General features: G+C 72.7%; 17 protein-coding genes. 3 read left to right on the top strand and 14 right to left on the bottom strand.

Annotated elements, in window-relative coordinates; all coding sequences use genetic code 11:
- Positions 1-95 precede the first annotated feature (95 nt).
- From ACZ6EJ_RS22200 to ACZ6EJ_RS22150, 11 genes are all read right to left on the bottom strand, one after another.
- Positions 96-857, bottom strand: a complete 762-nt coding sequence (locus ACZ6EJ_RS22200) for a thioesterase II family protein (protein WP_469269409.1) — start codon at positions 855-857, stop codon at positions 96-98.
- Positions 858-862: 5 nt separating this feature from the next.
- On the bottom strand, positions 863-2,086 hold the full coding sequence (locus ACZ6EJ_RS22195; protein ID WP_469269407.1) for an aminotransferase class I/II-fold pyridoxal phosphate-dependent enzyme: 1,224 nt from the start codon (positions 2,084-2,086) through the stop codon (positions 863-865).
- Between the two features lie 164 nt (positions 2,087-2,250).
- Positions 2,251-2,478 carry a phosphopantetheine-binding protein gene (locus ACZ6EJ_RS22190; RefSeq protein WP_469269405.1) on the bottom strand — a complete coding sequence of 76 codons (228 nt, stop codon included), beginning with the start codon at positions 2,476-2,478 and terminating at the stop codon, positions 2,251-2,253.
- A gap of 39 nt (positions 2,479-2,517) precedes the next feature.
- Complete coding sequence (locus ACZ6EJ_RS22185) at positions 2,518-3,471, bottom strand: chlorinating enzyme (protein ID WP_469269403.1); 954 nt, start codon at positions 3,469-3,471, stop codon at positions 2,518-2,520.
- Between the two features lie 78 nt (positions 3,472-3,549).
- Complete coding sequence (locus ACZ6EJ_RS22180) at positions 3,550-5,109, bottom strand: amino acid adenylation domain-containing protein (protein WP_469269402.1); 1,560 nt, start codon at positions 5,107-5,109, stop codon at positions 3,550-3,552.
- A 55-nt stretch (positions 5,110-5,164) separates the two neighbouring features.
- On the bottom strand, positions 5,165-5,818 hold the full coding sequence (locus ACZ6EJ_RS22175; protein ID WP_469269400.1) for a hypothetical protein: 654 nt from the start codon (positions 5,816-5,818) through the stop codon (positions 5,165-5,167).
- 39 nt (positions 5,819-5,857) lie between these two features.
- Positions 5,858-7,648 (bottom strand): 2-isopropylmalate synthase, encoded by a 1,791-nt coding sequence (locus ACZ6EJ_RS22170; RefSeq protein WP_469269398.1) that lies wholly within the window; start codon positions 7,646-7,648, stop codon positions 5,858-5,860.
- Between the two features lie 128 nt (positions 7,649-7,776).
- On the bottom strand, positions 7,777-9,051 hold the full coding sequence (locus ACZ6EJ_RS22165; protein ID WP_469269396.1) for a cation:proton antiporter: 1,275 nt from the start codon (positions 9,049-9,051) through the stop codon (positions 7,777-7,779).
- 58 nt (positions 9,052-9,109) lie between these two features.
- Positions 9,110-10,888, bottom strand: a complete 1,779-nt coding sequence (locus ACZ6EJ_RS22160; RefSeq protein WP_469269394.1) for an AfsR/SARP family transcriptional regulator — start codon at positions 10,886-10,888, stop codon at positions 9,110-9,112.
- Positions 10,889-11,164: 276 nt separating this feature from the next.
- Positions 11,165-12,172, bottom strand: a complete 1,008-nt coding sequence (locus ACZ6EJ_RS22155) for a DMT family transporter (protein WP_469269392.1) — start codon at positions 12,170-12,172, stop codon at positions 11,165-11,167.
- Positions 12,173-12,191: 19 nt separating this feature from the next.
- A complete protein-coding gene (locus ACZ6EJ_RS22150; RefSeq protein ID WP_469269390.1) occupies positions 12,192-12,623 on the bottom strand; it encodes a DUF2000 family protein in 432 nt (143 codons plus the stop codon).
- 50 nt (positions 12,624-12,673) lie between these two features.
- Between ACZ6EJ_RS22150 and ACZ6EJ_RS22145 the strand changes: the two genes are divergently transcribed.
- Complete coding sequence (locus tag ACZ6EJ_RS22145; protein ID WP_469269388.1) at positions 12,674-13,510, top strand: helix-turn-helix transcriptional regulator; 837 nt, start codon at positions 12,674-12,676, stop codon at positions 13,508-13,510.
- Positions 13,511-13,568: 58 nt separating this feature from the next.
- On the opposite strand, the gene ACZ6EJ_RS22140 is transcribed toward ACZ6EJ_RS22145, so the two are convergent.
- Positions 13,569-14,276 carry a GPR1/FUN34/YaaH family transporter gene (locus ACZ6EJ_RS22140; protein ID WP_469269387.1) on the bottom strand — a complete coding sequence of 236 codons (708 nt, stop codon included), beginning with the start codon at positions 14,274-14,276 and terminating at the stop codon, positions 13,569-13,571.
- Positions 14,277-14,642: 366 nt separating this feature from the next.
- Here ACZ6EJ_RS22140 and ACZ6EJ_RS22135 point away from each other — a divergent pair, with 366 nt between their 5' ends.
- On the top strand, positions 14,643-16,010 hold the full coding sequence (locus tag ACZ6EJ_RS22135) for a dihydrolipoyl dehydrogenase family protein (protein ID WP_469269386.1): 1,368 nt from the start codon (positions 14,643-14,645) through the stop codon (positions 16,008-16,010).
- Positions 16,011-16,072: 62 nt separating this feature from the next.
- Complete coding sequence (locus ACZ6EJ_RS22130) at positions 16,073-17,215, top strand: low temperature requirement protein A (RefSeq protein ID WP_469269384.1); 1,143 nt, start codon at positions 16,073-16,075, stop codon at positions 17,213-17,215.
- Positions 17,216-17,276: 61 nt separating this feature from the next.
- On the opposite strand, the gene ACZ6EJ_RS22125 is transcribed toward ACZ6EJ_RS22130, so the two are convergent.
- Positions 17,277-18,011, bottom strand: a complete 735-nt coding sequence (locus tag ACZ6EJ_RS22125) for an alpha/beta fold hydrolase (RefSeq protein ID WP_469269382.1) — start codon at positions 18,009-18,011, stop codon at positions 17,277-17,279.
- Positions 18,012-18,030: 19 nt separating this feature from the next.
- Positions 18,031-18,996 (bottom strand): alpha/beta hydrolase, encoded by a 966-nt coding sequence (locus ACZ6EJ_RS22120; protein ID WP_469269380.1) that lies wholly within the window; start codon positions 18,994-18,996, stop codon positions 18,031-18,033.
- Positions 18,997-19,253: the final 257 nt, after the last annotated feature.

The raw sequence follows: 19,253 nt of genomic DNA, 5'->3' as shown, positions 1-19,253 counted from the left end.
TCCCCCCCCCCCCCCCCCCCCCCCCCCCCCCCCCCCCCCCCCCCCCCCCCCCCCCCCCCCCCCCCCCCCCCCCCCCCCCCCCCCCCGCGACCGGGTCAGGCGGCCGCGGCCTCCCGGCGGCGCCGCGCGGCGAGGAGCTCCGTACCGACGGCGTCCAGCACCTCGTCCTCGATCTCCCGCAGGTAGTGGTGGCCGCCGGAGAAGACCCGCACCCGCGCGCCCGCGGTGGTGGCCGCCTCCCACAGCGGCAGCTCCACGACGGGGCACGTGTCGTCGCCGTCGCCGGCGTACACCGACAGGGGCGCGCGCAGCGGGGTCAGCCGCTCGGGCCGGTAGCGGTCCAGCAGCGCCAGGTCCGCCCGCAGCGGCGGCAGGATCAGCGGCAGCAGCTCCCGGTGGTCGTAGACCGCGGCGTCCGGGCCGCCCAGCCGGCGCATCGCCGCGACCAGGTCGTCGTCGTTCAGCCGGTGCCGGTGCTCCCCGTCGATCCGGTGCGGCGCGGGCCGCGCGGAGACGAAGACGTGCTCGGCCGTGAAGCCGTCCTCGCGCTCCAGCCGTCCGGCCACCTCGTACGCCAGGCCCGAGCCCATGCTGTGCCCGAAGAAGGCCATCGGCACGTCCAGCAGCGGCCGGAGCACCTCCGCCACCAGGTCGGCCATCTCGGCCATGTCCCGGATCGGCTCCTCGTCCAGCCGGTCCTGCCGCCCCGGATACTGGACGGCGATCAGCTCCACCCCGGCCGGGAGCCGGCCCGCCCAGCTCCCGAAGGAGCCGGCGGTGCCGCCCGCGTGCGGCAGGCAGACGAGCCGGCTGAGGACGGGCCCCTCCGGTGCGAAGCGTCGTAGCCAGTTGCCCATGGTCGTCACTCCTCTGTCCGTGCGCTCGCGCGCAGTTCTTCGAGCGCCTCGCCGAGCCGGTTGATGCCGTCGGCGACGGCCCACTCGTCGGAGCTCAGGCTCAGGCGTATGCAGCGTCTGCCGTGCGTGCTCAGGAACGGCGTGTCCAGCGGTTCGACGAAGAAGTGGCGTCCGGGGACGATGAACATCCGCCGCCGCTTCAGGTACTCGTACAGCTCCACGTCGTCGAACCAGTCGTGGTCGATGACCAGCCAGCAGAACATCCCGCCGTCGCTGGAGTGCAGCCGCCAGTCGAGCGAGTCCGGCATGGACTCGGCCAGCAGCTCCTCGGCCATCGCCCGCTTGGCCTTGTAGTACGGCCGGATGTACTGCTTGGTGAGGACGTCGATCTCCTGGGTGGCCAGCGCGCGTTCGACCACGGCCTGGAGCAGTTGCGGCGCGTGCAGCGTCGCGTTCGCGATGAACGACACCATCGGGTCGATCAGCTCGGCCGGGCCGATCGCGAAGGCGATCCGCTCGCCGGGCAGCCCCGCCTTCGACAGGGTGAAGAGGTTGAGCACGTGCGAGTGCAGCACGGGGGCGAGCCGGGTCTGGACGACTCCGGGGAAGGGCTCCCCGTACGCGTGGTCGATCACCAGCGGTACGTCCCGCTCCTCGGCCGTCGCGACCAGCGCCTTCAGTTCGGCGGCCTCGACGCTGCTGCCGGTCGGGTTGGCGGGGTTGGAGAGCAGCATCATGCCCATGCTGCTCTGCCGGGCCAGCGCCGCCGTGTCCACGGCGTAGCGGAAGGAGTGCGGGCCCTCCTCGACGATCAGGGGCTCGACGCCGACGATGCCGCCGGGGTCCGGGCTCAGCCCCTGGTAACCGGTGTAGTCGGGCAGGCGGGGCAGGACCAGCGGCCGCTGCGCGCCGTCCGCGTCCGGGCCGGTGAACAGGCTGGTCGCCACGTACGACAGCATCTGGCTGCCGGGCCCCACGACGACGTTCTCGGGCCCGATCGACCAGCCGTAGGTGAGGTTGAAGTACTCCACGACGGCGTCCACGAGGCCGGTGGCGCCGCGCGAGGGGCCGTAGCGGGTGCTGGACTCGACGAACCGGTCGTCCAGGGCCTCCTGGGTGAGCCGGCGCCAGGCGGCGACGACCTCGGGGATGTGCGAGGGGTTGCCCGGACTGAGGTTGAGCCATTCGCCGTCGCTCGCGTCCCGGCCGGCCGCGGCGATGTCCTCCATGATGCTGCGGATTCCCGACAGGCGGGACATCTGCCGGCCCCGACTCGATAGCTGCACTGAGGGGTCTTCCTGTAGTGGTGGGAGAGGGACGGCGAACGCCGGGGCCGGGGCCGTCGGGCCCTGGCCCCGGCGTTCGCCGGTACGGTCCGGCGGTGGGCCGGGGGTCAGGCGGCCGAGAGCGTCGACTCGATGTGCTCGGAGATCTCCGCGACCGTGGACTTGCGGAAGAGCTGGTCCATCGGGACCTCGACGGAGAGCTCGGAGAGGATCTCCCGCTGGATCCTGGCCATGATCAGCGAGTGGCCGCCCAGGCTGAAGAAGTCGTCCGTGTCGGAGAACTCCTCCAACTTCAGTTCACGGGCCCAGATGGCGTGGATCTTCGAAGCGATCACGTTCGGTGTTCCTTTCGGGTGCAGGGGGGAGCGACGGGGTCAGTTGGCGGTCCAGCCGAACGGCGTGCCGTGGTTGTTCTCGGTCCGGATGCGGTTGTGGTCGTAGCGGTTCTCACCGGCCACGAGGACGCTGCCGTACTCCGACAGGTCGAACGTCGCGCCGTGGGCGCTGAAGGAGTCCTGGTCCGGGTAGACCCGCACGTGCGTGGGGACGTAGCGGCTGGCGATCGCGAAGCGGGTCTCGCGCTCGGTGGTGTTCGGGGTGGAGCCGTGCACGCAGGAGGCGGTGAAGATGACGGCCTCGCCGGGCTTCATCTCCAGCTCGACGACGTCCTCGGGACGCGGCTCCCAGTCGGGGTCGATCTTGAAGTCGGCGAAGTCGTAGCCGAAGAAGCCGGTGTTGGCGTGGGCGACGTCGTAGTCCGAGCTGCGGCCGGCCTCGGTGGACTTGTGCTCGTCGAAGATCCAGTCGCGCTGCGAGCCGCGGACGAACTTCATGCAGGCGGTGTCCTTGGTGGCCGGCGTGAAGGTCGTCCAGACGGTGATGTCGATGTACGCGTTCCACTCCGACTCGGTCGGCAGGAGCTGCGGGTTGCCGTTGGCGTAGCTGTAGTCGCGGACCTGGTGCCACTCGGTCGCCTTGGCGCCGGGGAACTTCGGGAACCACTCGGTGCGCCAGTTCAGGACGTCCGGGCCGAGGATCGCCGTCAGGTACTTGATGATCGTCGGGTGGGTGACGTGCCGGCTCAGCTCGGGGATGTCGAAGTGCCGGTCGTAGTTGACGCTGTTCTTGTACAGGGCGCGCGAGGAGTCCTGGTTGTTGATGCGGATCTCGCGGATGAGCGCCGCGGCCTCCTCGGGCTCGTACAGCTTGATCGGGCCGGTGAAGCCGTCGACGCTGAACTGCTCGATGTCCGCCTTGATGTCGTCGGGGACGACGGCGTTGCTGGAGATCTGCGCGGTCGGCGTGGGGCGCTGCTGGTCGATGCTCATGAGGATGCTGTTCCTTCGCTCACAGTGGACAGGATCGGGAAGGGGTCTTCGGGGCCGCCCGCGGCGGCGGGCGCGGGGTCAGCCGCGCACCAGGGCGGCCAGGGCCCGGCGGTCGGTCTTGCCGTTCGGGTTCAGCGGGAAGGCGTCCAGGACGGTGAAGCGCTGCGGGACCATGTTCCGGGGCAGGGTGTCCAACAGGTCGCGGTAGAGGGCGCGGGTGTCGAGCGCGTCCTCGGCGGGCAGGACGAAGCCCACCAGGCCCGGTTCGCCGGAGGCGTCCGGCAGGGCGAGGACCACCGCGTCGTCGACGAGCGGGTGGGAGCGGACGCCGTGCTCGACGTCGCCGAGGTCCATCCGCATACCGCGGATCTTGACCTGGGCGTCGACCCGGCCGACCACGACCAGCTCCCCGTCGGGGGTGGTGTAGCCGCGGTCGCCCGTGCGGTAGATCCGCACCGGGCCGTCGGGGGTGGCCAGTTCCGTGAAGCGCCGGGTGTCGGCGGGCGAGGCGTTGAGGTAGCCGGCGCTCACGCTCAGCCCCGAGATGCAGATCTCGCCGGTCTCGCCGTCCGCCACCTCGTTCAGCTCGTCGTCGAGCAGGCGGATCTCGGTGTTGTACACCGGCGTCCCCACCGGGGTCGCCGCCCCGCGGTAGCGGGGGTAGTCCGCGAGCGGGTGGGAGGTCGCCACGTCCGTGCACTCGGCCACCCCGTACTGGTGCAGCAGGACGCAGGAGTTGCCCTCCTGGGTGGCCCACTCCTCGACGCGGGCCACCGTGAGCGGCTCCCCGCCGATGAAGACGTGGCCGACCCGTGTCAGCGCGTCGGTCCCCAGCGCCCGCTCGTGCTCGATCAGCAGGTACAGGGTGCTCGGCGCGCAGTGCAGTTGCCGGACGCCGTGGGCGCCGATGAGGCGGTAGGCGACGGCCGGGTCGAAGAAGCGGCTCGGCAGCAGGTGGAGGGCGGCGCCGCAGAACAGCGGGGCCATCAGGCCGCGCTGGCTGATGTCGAAGCCGAAGGAGCTGACCGTCAGGCCGCTCGCCCCGGCGTCCAGCCCGTAGGCGACGCGCAGCCATTCGAGCAGGTTGTACCAGCCCTCGTGGCGTACGGCGGTGGCCTTGGGCGCGCCCGTCGAGCCGGAGGTGAACACGACGTAGCACAGGTCGTCGTTGGAGAGGTCGACCACCGGGTCGGTGGCGGGCTGGGCGGCCAGCTCGCCGGCCAGCCGGTCGATGCGGACGAGGTCGCCCGGCGCGCCGCCGATCAGGGCGTGGGTCTCCTCCGACACCACGTTGAGCTTGATCTCCTCCAACTGCCCGACCATGAGCCGCAGCCGCTCGGCGGGGTACGTCGGGTCCAGCGGCACGTACGCGGCGCCGGACTTGAGGGTGCCGAGGATCGCGACCAGCAGGTCGGGCGTACGGTCCAGGCACACGCCGATGACGGAGCCGCGGCCCGCGCCCAGGGCGATGAGGTGGTGGGCGAAGCGGTTGGCCCGTTCGTTCAGCTCGGCGAAGGTGACCTCCTCGCCGTCGCAGGTCAGGGCGGTCCGGTCGGGGTGGCGCCGGGCGTGGGCCTCGAAGACCCGGTGGACGAGCAGGTCTTCCGGCAGCGCCAGGCGCTTGCCTGTGAGGGGCATTCGGTCCGTTCCTCTCCAGTGTCCGGGGCATCCGGGATGCGGGCCCCGCGGGCGGTCAGGCGACTGCTGCGGCCGAGTTGCCGATCAGGACGCTCTCGTCGTACTCGAGCAGGTAGCGGTAGAAGGGGTGGCCGGCCCGGAAGCCCCGGGCGACCAGCCGGCTGACGTTCAGCCGGTACGTGCGCGGCGCGTCCGGCGTGCCCGAGCCCTCGACCGGGACGAAGCCCAGCTCGGCCAGCCGGTCCGCGGCCCGCCGGTCGGCGATCTCCACCACGACGTCGCTCACGTCGTGCGAGACCGCCCACTGGAGGCAGCCCTTGAACAGGCCGCCGAAGGCGCCGAACGGCAGCTCCGGCAGGGCCGCCTCGGCGAACTCGGCGCGCAGCACGGGCCTGCGGCACTGCACCAGCCGGCGGCTCTGCCGCAGGACGCCCTGGAGCGCGGGCCACTCGGTCAGGGGCAGTCCCAGGGGCGAGTAGGCGACGAGTTCCGCGCCGGCGACCAGCTCGCCCTCGACCATGACCAGCATGTGCGCGGTGTGCGGGGCGAAGGCGTCCTCGGCCTGCCGGGCGAGGGGCAGGCCGAACCGGTCGCGGGGATGGCGCCCGCGCAGGTTCTCGATGCCCAACCGGTCGAGGAAGCTGTGCGCCGTGTACACGAAGCAGTCACGGCCGGGGTCCCTCTCGCTTTCGACGAAGGTGAAGTCCATCTCTCGGCTCACAGGGGTGCGGGGCGGTCGGAAGGGGGGTCAGGCGAGGGCGCGGTTGACGGCGGAGGTGACGGCGCCCAGCCGGGCGCTGTCCTCGTCGCCGGCGATCGCGGCGCCGTAGCGGGCCGTGCCGTCCAGGACGATCCGCGCGTACGCGGCGTGCCGGGACCCGAGGCTGTCGTCGAGGGCGTGCCCCGTCAGCTCGGTGATCTCCACCGCGAGTCCGGTGGTGGCGAGGGCGTCGGCGTACGCGGCGGCCGGGTCGGCCCCGGAGCCGGTCAGCCGCTTCTGCCGGCCGTCGCCGTCGACGACCAGGGCGTCGACGGCGGCCCCGTCCCCCTCGCGGGTCGACTGGAACTCCTTGAGCAGCAGCGCGGGCCGCTCGAAGTCGAGGTACATCTGCGCGAAGATGGCCCGCAGCTCCCGGGAGGTCAGCTCGATGCCGTCGCCGTCGGCCACCTGCTGCACCTGCCGGCCCAGCTCCACCCGCATCCCGCGGGGCAGGTCCAGCCCGTAGGCGCTCTTGAGGACGTGGGCCACGCCGCCCTTGCCGGACTGGCTGTTGACGCGGACGACCGACTCGTAGGAGCGGCCCACGTCCTTGGGGTCGATGGGCAGGTACGGGACGTCCCACGGCACCCGGGCGGGGGCGGTGCCCGCCTCGGCGGCCCGGCGCTCGATCGCGGCCAGGCCCTTGGCGATGGCGTCCTGGTGCGTGCCGGAGAAGGCGGTGTACACCAGGTCGCCGGCGTACGGGTGGCGCGGGTGCACCGGGAGCTGGTTGGCGAACTCGACCGTGCGGCGGATCTCGTCGATGTCGGAGAAGTCCAACTGCGGGTCGAGGCCCTGGCTGAAGAGGTTGAGCGCCAGCGTGGCGAGGCAGACGTTGCCGGTGCGCTCGCCGTTGCCGAACAGCGTGCCCTCGATGCGGTCGGCGCCCGCCATGACGGCCAGTTCGGCGGAGGCCACCGCGGTGCCCCGGTCGTTGTGCGGGTGCACGGAGAGGATGACCGCGTCGCGGCGGTCCAGGTTGCGGTGCATCCACTCGACCTGGTCGGCGAAGACGTTCGGCGAGTCGGTCTCCACCGTCGTCGGCAGGTTCAGCGTCACCGGGCGGTCCGGGCTCGCGTCCCAGAGCGCGGTGATGGTGTTCGACACCTGGAGCACGAATTCCGGCTCGGTCACGTTGAACGTCTCGGGCGAGTACTCGAAACGCAGGCGCGTGCCCTTGACGCTCTCGGCCCGGCGGACGATGTGCTCCGCCGAACGGAGCGCCATGTGCTGCACTTCCTCCGCGCTCATTCCGAAGACGACCTCGCGCCACAGGCAGGCGGTCGCGTTGCACAGGTGCACCATGGCCCGGTCCGCGCCCTCGATGGCCTCGAAGGTCCGGTCGATGAGTTCGGGCTTGGCCGGCGTGAAGACGGATATCGTCACGTCGTCCGGAATGCGGTCCTGCTCGACGAGGGTCCGGAGAAAGGAGAAATCCGCGTCGCTGGCCGACGGATATCCGACCTCGATGTCCTTGAAGCCCATGCGCACGAGCAGGTCGAACATCCGGCTCTTGCGCTCGATGTCCATCGGGCTGCTGAGCGCCTGGTTGCCGTCCCGCAGGTCGACCGAGGCCCACAGCGGCGCCCTCACCAGCGACTTCGAGGGCCAGGTGCGGTCCGTCAGCTCATGCGGGAGGCGGGGGCCGGACCGCTCGTAGCGCGGGAAGTTCATGGTGGAACCGCGCTGGGTGTTCCACCATTCCTGGTCCTCACGGCCTGGGCCGACAGGGGTCTTGAGCCGTGACATGGCGAGGGGCGCCGATGGGGCCTCGGTCATTTCATGCCTCCCTTGGACGACTGCTGGGGCGGTGCGGTCAGCGGCGAGTGCGAATGTCTCGACCGGTGATGTCCGAAACCTAGGGGGAGGCGTCCTCGATGCATCCCCGGCCGGTCCTCACGCCCGCCTCAGCCGGTTTTCACCGGGCTGTCCGGCAGGGCGGCCGACGGGTCGGCGGGCTCGTCCGGCCGGGGGACCGGCGGACGCCGGGGCGATATGTCGACGAGTTTCAGCAGCGGCCCCGTCATGGCCGTCGTCACGACCGCCATGACGACCATCATGGAATAGAAGTCCTGGTTGATGAGGCCCATCTCCAGGGCCACGGCCACGATGACGATCTCGGTGAGCCCCCGCGTGTTCATCAGCACGGCGGTCGGCAGGGCCGTGGTGTGGGGCAGCTTGGAGAGCCTGGCGCCGGCGTAGGCGCCGCCGGCCTTGGAGACCACGGCGACCGCGGTGACGGCGACCAGGGTGAGCAGGGCCGTCACGGTGAAGGCGGACAGGTCGACCTTGGCGCCGGCGACCACGAAGTACAGGGGGAGCAGGACGTGTCCCACCTGCTCCATGTGGCGCATGATCTGCGTCCGCATCTCGCCGAGGGCGTTGCGGGGCATGACCGCGCCGAAGGCGAACGCGCCGAAGATGAAGTGGACCCCGATCCACTCCGTGACCGCGCAGGACAGCATGAGCCCCACGACCAGGGCGGGCACGAGCCGTTCGGCCGTCAGCCGCCGCTTGCGGGCCCGCTCGACGAGCGCGCCCAGCAGGGGCCGCACCAGCAGGAGCATGAGGAGCAGGTAGAGCGGCAGCAGCGCCATCCGCCACTGCCCGGCGGCCCCGGCGTACGCGACGACGCCGGCCAGGCAGATCCAGGCGACCAGGTCGCCGACGGCCGCGGCGGCCAGGGTGAGGGCGCCGATGGGGTGCCGGGTCAGGTCCCGGTCCGCGAGGATGCGGGCGAGGACGGGGAAGGCGGTGACCGACATGGCCACCCCGACGAAGAGGACGAACGCGGTCCGGTTGCCGGGGGCGTAGGTGTCGGCCAGCGGGACCGCCAGCGCGGCGCCCGCGGCCAACGGGACCGCCACGGACCCGATGACCACGCCCAGCGTGGCCTTGCGGCGGTCGCGGAGGAAGCCCCCGTCGATCTCGTAGCCGATGATGAACATGAAGACGGCCAGGCCCACGCTGGCCAGGGCCCCCAGGAGGGGTCTCACCTCGGTGGGCAGCACGGCGTCCGCACCCGCCTGGGTGATGATCATCGGGCTGGCGAGCAGGCCGGCGCATATCTCGCCGACCACGGCGGGTTGGCCCACCCGGCGGGCGAGCGCCCCGAATATCCGGGCGGCGCCCAGGGCGAGTGAGAGCGCGAGGAAGAAGTCCGCGACAGTGTTTCCGGTCATGGCGAAGCTCCGTGAGGACGCAGAGGGAAGGGAAGCGGGAAGGGGTGGGGCGGGGCGGTCAGGCGGCCAGCGGGCGCGCGGGCACGCCCGCGGAGGCCGGCGCGTCGCTCGGCGACGGCCGTGCGCCGGCGGCGCCGTCCGGGTCGGGCACCTGAGCGCAGTACGTCTTCACCAGCGGGTGAATCGCGTACCGGCCGGGCTCCGGCTGGAGCAGGAGGTGCTCGTCGACCAGCTCCTCGAGCATCTGCTCGGCGACGAAGGGCGGCAGACCCGCCAGCGCGGAGGCGGCCCCGACGTCGGTGCGGTCCCCCTCGATCGTGCCGAGCCTGCGCAGCAGCCGCTGCTGTCCGGCGTTCAGATGGCGGTACGACGCGTCGAAGCAGGCGGTGAGGCCGCCGTGCTCCGTCTGCAGCTCCGCGAGCCGCAGCGCGGGATCGGCGAGCCGCTCGGCCAGGTGCCACAGCGGCCAGGAGGGCCGCCGGCGCAGCCGCGCGGCGGCGGCGGAGACCGCCAGCGGCAGGTCGCCGCAGTGCTCCAGGACGCCGTTGACGGCGTCGGGCACGGGCTTGGGGTGCCGGTTGCCGAGCACCAGGCAGAACAGCGCGTACGCCTCCTGCCGGGGCATGGGGTCCAGGGACAGGACCAGGGCGGGGTTCAGGGCGGTCATGGTCAGCCGGCGTCGGCTGGTGGTCAGCGTCAGACAGCCCTCCCCCGCCGGGAGCAGGGGCCCGATCTGCTCGGTGTCGGCGGCGTTGTCCAGGACGACCAGGACGCGCCGCCCGGTGGTGCGGGCGCGCCAGAGCTGCACCAGGGCCTCCAGGGAGACGGGCAGCTCGTCCTCCGGCAGGCCGGAGAGGGCGAGCAGGCGGCGCAGGGCCGCCTGGCGGCCGAGGGGCGCGCGGTCGCCGTGGTGGCCCCGCAGGTCGAGGAAGATCCGGCCGTCCGGGTACCGGTCGGCGAGCCGGTGGGCGACGTGCACCGCGAGCGCGGTCTTGCCGACGCCGCCCATGCCGTCGACGGACAGCACGCGCCGCGGTCCGGGGCGCGCCCCGTCGGCGAGGAGGGCCGCCACCTCCGCGGCCCGGCCGACGAAGTGCCCGATGTCGGGCGGCAGGCTGTCCGGTGCGGGGGACGCGGCCGGCTGCGTCGGGAGGGCGGGCGAAGACCAGTCGGCGTCCTCGCGGAGCATGAGCTGGTGCACGTCGAGCAGTTCGGGGCCGGGGCTCAGGCCGAGCGACTCGGCCAGCCGGCGCCTGGTCTGCTCGTACACGGTGAAGGCGCGGGACCGGGCCCCGGAGCGGTACAGGGCGAGGACGTACTGGGCGACCATGCGCTCGCGCAGCGGATATTCGGCCACCCAGGCGGCGAGTTCGCTGACGAGGCTCTTGTGTTCGTTGCGGGAGAGTTCGAGGTCGATGCACTCCTCCGCGACGGAGAGTCGCATCTCGTTCACCCCGGCGACCTGGGCCTGGAGGGCGGCGCTCTCGATTCCGGAAAGCATCGGGCCGGTCCACAGGGAGAGCGCCGCGCGGAACTCGGCGATGGCGTCCCGTTGGCGCTGGTGGCCGAGATGGGACCGGGCCTGCGCCAGGTGGCGGTGGAATTCCCGGAGATCGAACCTGGCTTCGCCGATGTCGAGCTGGTATCCGTCGGCGGCGGGAGTGATCAGGGCGCCACTGGGCGCGACTATGTTGCGCAGGTCGGACACCGCGTTGCGGATCTGTTTGCCCGCCGTGCTCGGGGGCGCGGTCCCCCATACGGCGTCGACGAGACGTGCGATGGATATGCGTCGGCTCTCTGCGGTCAGTAGTGACCCGAGCACGATCTGATGTTTCATTCCTCGCAGGGGCACTGACCGCCCGCTCACCTTGAGCTCCAGCGGGCCGAGCACCCTGAACTCGACTTCGGACATGAAGTTGAGACCCCGATCTTGCATTCCCGAAAGGATGAGCACGATGGCCGTGCGCACGTCACTGGGCGCACGTGGGGGTGAGGAGACGAGCGCCCGCCCGGGGCCGGGGTGGGGCCCTGGGCGGGTCCTGGACCGTGGGCGTCGCCGTCCCCCCGGAGGCGATGCCGAACTGTCCAGTGCGCTTGCTGAGAATGGCGGGAATCAGCCTCTGTTGAGGGACTCCAGGCCATCGGACGACGTACGTGGTGCGGGTGCGGCCGGCTCGGCGGGCCGCACCGTCCCCGGCCGGGGGCGGCCCTGCGTCACAGCGAGCAGGGCGCCGACCAGCATGACGACGGCGCCGGTCAACTGGAGTCCGCTGAAGGACTCGCCGAGGAAGACCACAGCGCAGGTCACGCCGAAAACCGGAACCGTGAACATGATGACGGTCGCGGTCGACGGGCTGACGACGCGCAGCCCGCGGTAGTAGAAGAGGTAGGCCACGGCGGTGGGGCCTATGGCGAGGTAGGCGATGTTCGCCCACGTCACCGACGACAGTGTCGCCCACTCCACGTCCGGCAGGGACGGAACGGCGAAAACCAGTAGGGCGAGGGCGCCGGCGAGGGTGCCGAAGGTCGTCGCCCGCAGCGGGTCCATACCGGCCAGCACCTTCTTCGAGGCGATGCTGTAGACGGCCCAGGAGAGCGCGCCGAGAAGGAAGACGAGGTCTCCGGTCAGCCGGGACCCGCCCGCGTCCACACCGGCGCCTCCCGCGCCGACGAAGAACACCACGGCGCCGGCGACCCCGAGGGCGAGACCACCGAGCCGTGCGCCCGACGCCTTTTCCCGCCCCATCACCAGGAGAATGATCGTGGTGATGACCGGACTCAATACCGGGACGATAATGCTCCCGTCGATCGAGGGGGCCAGGGAGAGCCCCCAGAAGAAGAACAAGTTGTAGGCGAAAACGCCGATGAGACCCACGGCCGCGGCCCGCACGATCTGCCGCCCGGTGAGTGCGGCGCCCTGTGACTTCCGTCCGATGAGAAGGAGCAGAAGAAGCAGGATGAGCGCGCCGCCACCGAATCGGAGAACGGCGGCGACCTGGTGCGGCATATGGCCGACGACCGATTTGGAGCTGGCGAAGGCGCTGCCGAAAAGCGCCATGGTCGTCAGCAGGTACACATAGGCGTTGGCGGATTCGCCGCGTAATTGCGCCTTATTTTTCATGCCGCGTCCCCCATGGACGTCACGGGTGCATCCGCGCGCCCTTGATGATCTTGTCCACCACGTTGCGGGGTCCGTACACGGCCATCCCGACGAGGTCGAGCTGGTCCCGGTGGACGGCTCGCACGGCGGCCCGGTTGTCGCGGTCGTTGTTGGTGGCGAAGAGGTCCGAGGTGAAGACCGACAGGGGTACGGCCCTGCTCACGGCGCGCTGGTGCGAGGTGGTCAGGGCCTCCTTGGCCGCCTCGAAGACCAGGACGGGCTGGCGGAACATGGGCAGGTAGTCCGTGCCGTCGGCGTCCGCGTAGGGTTCGCCGATTACCTCCGGCACCTTCCGACCGATTCCGCTCACCAGAAACGCGGTCATGTTGAGCCGCTGCCACGTCTGGAGATCGTCACGCAGGACGACGGCGATCTTCGTGTCAAAACGAACGGGTTCGTTCACTGGTTCCATGCCGTGAATCCAACCTCGGACGCCTGGACGATGTCTTGTACGATCTTTGCATGGCTGATCGTCCGGAGATCCGCGCTTGGCGTCCCGCACTGGCGGGAATCGCAGAAGTCTTCCACGCCCGCATCACCGACCACGTCTATCCCATGCATACGCACGACTCCTGGACGCTGCTGATTGTCGACGACGGCATGGTCAGATACGACCTGGACCGGCACGAACACGGTGTTCTGGAGCAGATGGTCACCCTGTTGCCCCCGCACGTCCCACATAATGGACGGTCGGTCACCTCGGAGGGGTTTCGCAAGAGGGTCCTCTATTTGGACGGCACGCAGTTGGAGGACAGCCTCATCGGACTGGCGGTCGACAGCCCGGTCCTGGAGGACCCGCTGCTGCGGCGGCGCATCCACCAGCTGCACCGGACGCTGGAGCACGTCGGGGACGAACTGGAGGCGGAGAGCAGGCTGGCGCTCGTGTCGGAGCGGCTGCGCGACCATCTGCGGCGCCGCGTCGAGGAGCGCGCCCCCGTGCGCGACGCCGGCATCGCGCACCGGCTGCGCGACCTCCTGGACGAGAAGTTCGTCGAGGGCGTCAGCCTCCAGGACGCGTCGCAGACCCTGCACGCCCATCCCGCGCATCTCGTGCGGGTGTTCAGCCGGGAGTTCGGCATGAGCCCCCACCAGTACCTGACCAGCCGCCGCGTCGACCTGGCCCGCAAGCTGCTGCTGCGCGGCATGGCCCCGCGCTTCGTGGCGGCCTCGGTCGGCTTCTACGACCAGTCCCACTTCAACCGGCACTTCAAGCGGATGCTGGGCACCAGCCCCGGCCGCTACGTCCGCGGCAACCCGGTCGGGGAGCCGGCCGGGGCGGCGGCCGTCCGGGGCTCCTGACCGACGCGGGGCGCGGGGGCCGCGCGCCCGCCGGGGCGGCCGTTCCCCCGGCTGCGCGTCACAGCGTCCGCCGTACGCCCGCCTGGCGCTCCAGGTCGCGCAGTTGCACGGACAGGTCGCCTTCCACGGCGTCGTGCGCGGGGCCCCGGCGGCCCAGCGGCAGCACCTCCTCGCCCCGCATGTCCTCCAGCATGAGCGCGAACGCGGCGTACATGGCCACGCCCGCGAGGAGCAGGCCGAGGGCCCCGGAGACGGGGCCGAGCCAGTCCGCGCCGGTCAGGTTGAGGAGGGCGGCCGCCGCGAAGCGCGGCACGGCCGCGCAGAGCACGAACCACATCACGCGCTTGCGGTGCGCGACGGTCGCCATCAGCAGGGCGAAGAAGGCGAACACCAGGTTGAGCACGCCGAGCGCCTCGGCGCCCGCCGGCGGATCGAGGGCCAGCACCAGGGAGCTCGCCAGCCAGGTCCCGGAGAAGCACGCCATGAGCGTCGCCGCCAGCACGTCCCGCGCACCGAACGCCAGCACGCTGACGATCAGTTGGAGGACGAAGGCCGGCAGGATCGTCAGGGCGACCGCGCGGTGGGCGTCGTCGCCCAGGAAGCCCAGTTGCAGGCTTCCGACCATGACGGAGGCGATCGCCACCGCGAAGAAGCCCAGCGGCATCGGGGACGCGATGGGGCGGAGGGTGATACGGGTCATCGACCGCAGGTCCGGTTCGAAACGCCTGCCGGCCGGCTCCCCGGACGACGCGGTACTGCTGGTCATGGGTGACTCTCCTGTCGGTCGGTGCGCACGCCGCGGTCGCCCGGCGCGGTGGTCCGGGCGCGCTCGGGCACGGGCCAGCGGGGCGACCGCCCCTCTCCGGCGCGGCCGCGGCCGGCTGCCGCGAGTCGTCGGTCATGGTCCGCCTCCCGCTGTCCGGTACGTGTTCGGTGCGGGCGACGGTAGGCGTCCGGGCGGCGGGCGGGTTGTCCCGGAGCGCATGGCGGGGTGCTCGGCAGCGCACGGGGCGACGGGCCGCGCCCGTGTGCGTTCTGGAGCAAGTCCGCGTGCGCCCACGGGCACGGCCGGCCGGCCGGCCGCCCCTAGCCTCTCGCGGACGGCGTGCGCCGACGAGCACCGAGGAGAGACATGGATGTGAGCGAGCAGGCCGACGTGGTGGTCCTGGGCCTGGGGCCCGGAGGCGAGTACGTCGCGGGGGAACTGGCGGCGGCCGGGCTGGACGTGGTGGGCGTCGAGGCGGAGCTGGTCGGGGGCGAGTGCCCGTACTGGGGGTGCGTGCCCAGCAAGATGATGGCCCGAGCCGGGAACCTGCTCGCCGAGGCGGGCCGGGCCCCCCTGCTCGCGGGCGAGGTGTCGGTGACCCCCGACTGGGGCCGCGTCGCGCGGCGCATCCGCGACGAGGCCACCGACGACTGGAACGACCGGGTGGCCGCCGACCGCCTCACGGCGAAGGGCGGCCGGCTCGTGCGCGGGACGGGGCGGCTCACCGGCCCCCGCCGGGTGGCGGTCGGCGGGCGGACGTTCCGGGCCCGGCGGGGCGTCGTCCTGGCCACCGGCACCCGGCCCCGCGTCCCCGCGATACCGGGGCTGGCGGAGACGCCGTACTGGACCAACCGGGACGCCATGGCGGCCGGGGAGCTGCCGGACTCGATGATCGTGCTCGGCGGCGGCGCCATCGGCGTGGAGCTCGCCCAGGTCTTCGCCCGCTTCCGGTGCGCCGTCACCGTGGTGCAGGGGCAGGACCGGCTGCTGGCCCAGGAGGAGCCCGAGGCCGGGGAGCTGGCCGGGAAGGTCCTGCGGGAGGACGGCGTCACCGTCCTCCTCTCCGCCCGGACCCTGCGGGTCGACCACGACGGCGCCGGCTTCGCCGTCCATCTGGAGGGCGCGCCGGCGCCCCTGCGCGCCGAACGGCTCCTCGTGGCCACCGGGCGCCGGGCCGACCTCGCCGCGCTGGGCGTCGAGACGGTGGGCCTGGACCCGACGGCGCCGGCCGTGCCGACGGACGGCCGGATGCGCGCGGGGGAGGGGCTCTGGGCGATCGGCGACGTCACCGGCCGCGGCAACTTCACGCACGTGTCGATGTACCAGGCGGAGATCGCCCTGCGGGACGTCCTCGGGACGCCCGGACCCGAGGCGGACTACCGCGCGCTGCCCCGCGTCGTCTTCACCGACCCCGAGATCGCGGCCGTGGGGCTCACGGAGCGGCAGGCGCGCGACCGGGGGCTGCGCGTGCGCACCAGCCTGCTGCCGATCGCCTCCTCCACCCGCGGCTGGATCCACGGCCGGGGGAACGACGGGTTCGTCAAGCTGGTCGAGGACGCCGACCGGGGCGTGCTGGTCGGGGCGACCTCGGCGGGGCCGGCGGGCGGCGAGGTGCTGTACGGGCTGAACGTCGCCGTCCACGCGGAAGTGCCGGTCGAACGCCTCCGGCACATGATCTACACCTATCCGACCTTCCACCGCACCGTGGGAGCCGCACTGGGAGCCCTCCGCTGAACCGGCCCTCCTCCGGTGCGGCCCGGCCGACCGGACGGCGGCTCGGGGGCGCCGGGGGCCGCATGGCGGGCCGGGACCCCGGCGAACCGCACCGGACGGCCACCTCGCTGGAACTCCTCTTCGACCTCTGCTTCGTCATCGCGGTGGCGCAGGCGTCCGCGAGCCTGGGCGACGCGGTGGCCGACGGGCACTGGCTCACCGGCTCGCTCCGCTTCGCGCTGGTGTTCTTCACCATCTGGTGGGCGTGGATGAACTTCACGTGGTTCGCGTCGGCCTACGACCCGGACGACGTCCCGTACCGGTTGGCGGTGCTGGTCCAGATCACCGGGTCCCTCATCCTCGCCGCCGGGGTCCCGCGCGCCTTCGAGGACGGCGACCTGCGCGTCATCACGCTGGGGTACGTCGTCCTGCGCACGGCCCTGGCCGCCCTGTGGCTGCGCGCCGCGCGATCGGACCCCGCGCGGCGGCGGACGGCGCTCCGCTTCGCCGCCGGGGTGACCGCCTGCCAGATCGGCTGGGTCGGGCTGCTCCTCGCGCCGGACCCGGTGCGGCTGCCGGTCGTCGTCGCGCTGGTCGCCGCCGAGCTGTCCGTCCCGGTGTGGGCGCAGTCGGCCGGGATGACCCCGTGGCACCCGCGCCACATCGCCGAACGCTACGAACTGTTCACCCTCATCGTGCTCGGCGAGTCCGTCGCGGCCGCCGCCGCGGCGGTGCGCGGCGCCTTCGACCGGGGCCACGACGCGGGGGAGCTGTACCTGCTGGCGGCGGGCGGCCTGCTCATCGTCTTCGCCCTGTGGTGGCTCTACTTCGCCCGGCCGGCGCACACGCTGCTCGCCACGACGCACCAGGCGCACCGGGCGCGGTTCACGTGGGCGTACGGCCACTACCTGGTCTTCGCCTCGGCGGCGGCCGAGGGGGCCGGCCTGGCGGCGTACGCCGAGCTGACCGCCCGCGCCGGGGGCCCGCCGCCGGCGGCGGGCGTCGCCATCACGCTGCCCGCGGCGGTCTTCCTGATCACCGTGTGGGTCGTTCACGTCCGGCCGCACCGGTGCGGCCGGGTCGAACGGTTCGCGTTCCCCGTCGGCGCGGCCGCCGTGCTGGGGGCCGCCTTCCTGCCCGCGCCCGCCCTCGTCGCCGGTCTGTCGGCGGCGGCCCTGGCCGCCGTCGTCACGGTGGCCGACCGGGGCGGTCGGGCGCGGCGGTGAGCGGGGCGCGCGGCCGCGCGGACGGATGCGCCATCCGTCCGCGCGGCCGGTGCGCCCTCGGTCAGCCCGTCGCCCGGACCGCGTCGAGGATCACAGCGGCCACGTCCTTCGGCCGGGAGACGGCGACCGCGTGCGACGCGCCCTCGATCTCGACGACGGTCGCCCCGGCGCGCTCGGCGCCGAACCGCTCGACCTCGGGGTTGATGGCCTGGTCCGCCCCGGCCACCACGGCCCAGGACGGCTTGGTCCTCCACGCGGCCGCGGTGGCCGTCTCCTCGAACGCCGAGGCGGCCAGCGGCCGCTGGGTCAGGGCCAGGACCTCGGTGACGTCGGCGGGCACGTCGGCGGCGAAGACCGACGGGAACGCGTCGGCGGCGATGGTGACCTCGACCGCGGGGCCGCCGCCCTCGACGGGGTACGTCCACTGCTTCAGGTTGCTCACCAGCGGCGAGGCGGGGAAGCGCCCCTGGAGCTCGCCGAGGCTCTCGCCCTCCTCCAGGACGTAGGCCGCCACGTAGACCAGGCCGACGACGTTCTCGACGGCGCCGGCCACGGTGATCAGCGCCCCGCCGTAGGAGTGGCCGACCAGCACGACGGGGCCGTCGATCTGGGACGCCACGGACGCGACGTACGCGGCGTCGGCGGCCAGGCCGCGCAGCGGGTTGGGCGGTGCGATCACCGGGACGCCGTGGCCGCGGAGCTCCGCGACGACCCCGGCCCAGCCGGCCGAGTCGGCGAACGCCCCGTGGACCAGGACGACGGTGGGGGTGGAGGCGGAGGTGGGGGTGGTGGTCATGACGGGTGTCTCCTCGTGGTCAGCGGGTGTGCAGGGCGGTGCGCAGGGTGCTCACGGCCAGCGTGATGGCGGCCTCGGCCGCGTGGGTGCCGCGCAGGGCGTTGAGCATCACGAAGTCGTGGATGGCGCCCTGGAAGCGGACCGAGGTGACCGCGACGCCCGCCTCGCGGAGCTTGTTGGCGTACGCCTCGCCCTCGTCGCGCAGCACGTCGGCCTCGCCGGTGATCACCAGGGCCGGCGGCAGCCCCGCGAGCTGTTCGGTGGTGGCGCGCAGCGGGGAGGCGGTGATCTGCGCCCGCTCGGCCTCGTCGGTCGTGTACTGGTCCCAGAACCACCGCATCCCGTCGCGGCGCAGGAAGTAGCCCTCCGCGAACCGGTGGTAGGAGTCGGTGTCGAAGCTCGCGTCGGTGACCGGGTAGAACAGCACCTGCTGCACCAGCGGGACGCCCCCGCGCTCCTTGGCCATCAGCGTCAGCGCGGCGGTCATGTTGCCGCCGACCGAGTCGCCGGCGACCGCGATGCGGCCCGCGTCCAGCCCCTTCGCCGCGCCCTGCTGGACGATCCACCGGGCCGCCGCGAAGTTCTGCTCGATGGCGACCGGGTAGCGGGCCTCGGGGGACAGCTCGTACTCGGGGAAGACCACGGCGGCGTCCGCGCCGACGGCGAGTTCGCGCACCAGGCGGTCGTGGGTGTGGGCGTTGCCGAAGACCCAGCCCGCGCCGTGGATGTAGAGGATCACCGGGAGGGGGCCCTCGGCGCCGGCGGGCCTGACGATCCGCACGCGGAGGCTGCCCGTCGGCCCGTCCGAGACGGTGATCCACTCCTCGTCGACCGCCGGCTTGTCGATCTCGCCGGACTGCACCTCGTCGACGGCCTTGCGGCCCTCCGCCGGGGGCAGTTCGAAGAGGTACGGGGGGTTGGCGGTCGCCGCCGCGAACGCGGCCGCGGCGGGTTCCAGCACCGGCGGTTCGATGGCATCGGACATGTGCGTCTCCTGAGGTGTTCGTGGGGGCGCCGGGCTTCCGGCGACAGGGGCCCGGACCCGCCGGAAGGGCGTACCGGAACCGCTGCCCGGCACGCTAGGACGCCGGTCGCGCGCGGCATTGCCCAGAAGCGCACCGCCGCTGTCCTCACAGCGCACGGCCGTCTCCCGCGCGCGCCCCTCGGGAGCAGCGGACGGGCCGTGCGCTACGGGGCAAGGCCCTGTGCGCTGACGGGACAAGGGGCGCGTGCGTGCTGCCT

Source organism: Streptomyces sp. NPDC041970, assembly GCF_055588985.1.
The sequence above is the reverse complement of the archived record's forward strand: the minus strand, read 5'-3'. Positions and strand labels throughout refer to the sequence as shown.

Bases quoted from the DNA above. Each gene is read 5' to 3' on its own strand.
- ACZ6EJ_RS22140 (WP_469269387.1), bottom strand. From the start codon at position 14,276: ATGACCAGCAGTACCGCGTCGTCCGGGGAGCCGGCCGGCAGGCGTTTC.
- ACZ6EJ_RS22175 (WP_469269400.1), bottom strand. From the start codon at position 5,818: ATGGACTTCACCTTCGTCGAAAGCGAGAGGGACCCCGGCCGTGACTGC.
- ACZ6EJ_RS22155 (WP_469269392.1), bottom strand. From the start codon at position 12,172: ATGAAAAATAAGGCGCAATTACGCGGCGAATCCGCCAACGCCTATGTG.
- ACZ6EJ_RS22185 (WP_469269403.1), bottom strand. From the start codon at position 3,471: ATGAGCATCGACCAGCAGCGCCCCACGCCGACCGCGCAGATCTCCAGC.
- ACZ6EJ_RS22145 (WP_469269388.1), top strand. From the start codon at position 12,674: ATGGCTGATCGTCCGGAGATCCGCGCTTGGCGTCCCGCACTGGCGGGA.
- ACZ6EJ_RS22120 (WP_469269380.1), bottom strand. From the start codon at position 18,996: ATGTCCGATGCCATCGAACCGCCGGTGCTGGAACCCGCCGCGGCCGCG.
- ACZ6EJ_RS22180 (WP_469269402.1), bottom strand. From the start codon at position 5,109: ATGCCCCTCACAGGCAAGCGCCTGGCGCTGCCGGAAGACCTGCTCGTC.
- ACZ6EJ_RS22170 (WP_469269398.1), bottom strand. From the start codon at position 7,648: ATGACCGAGGCCCCATCGGCGCCCCTCGCCATGTCACGGCTCAAGACC.
- ACZ6EJ_RS22160 (WP_469269394.1), bottom strand. From the start codon at position 10,888: ATGAAACATCAGATCGTGCTCGGGTCACTACTGACCGCAGAGAGCCGA.
- ACZ6EJ_RS22130 (WP_469269384.1), top strand. From the start codon at position 16,073: ATGGCGGGCCGGGACCCCGGCGAACCGCACCGGACGGCCACCTCGCTG.
- ACZ6EJ_RS22195 (WP_469269407.1), bottom strand. From the start codon at position 2,086: ATGGAGGACATCGCCGCGGCCGGCCGGGACGCGAGCGACGGCGAATGG.
- ACZ6EJ_RS22200 (WP_469269409.1), bottom strand. From the start codon at position 857: ATGGGCAACTGGCTACGACGCTTCGCACCGGAGGGGCCCGTCCTCAGC.
- ACZ6EJ_RS22165 (WP_469269396.1), bottom strand. From the start codon at position 9,051: ATGACCGGAAACACTGTCGCGGACTTCTTCCTCGCGCTCTCACTCGCC.
- ACZ6EJ_RS22135 (WP_469269386.1), top strand. From the start codon at position 14,643: ATGGATGTGAGCGAGCAGGCCGACGTGGTGGTCCTGGGCCTGGGGCCC.
- ACZ6EJ_RS22125 (WP_469269382.1), bottom strand. From the start codon at position 18,011: ATGACCACCACCCCCACCTCCGCCTCCACCCCCACCGTCGTCCTGGTC.
- ACZ6EJ_RS22150 (WP_469269390.1), bottom strand. From the start codon at position 12,623: ATGGAACCAGTGAACGAACCCGTTCGTTTTGACACGAAGATCGCCGTC.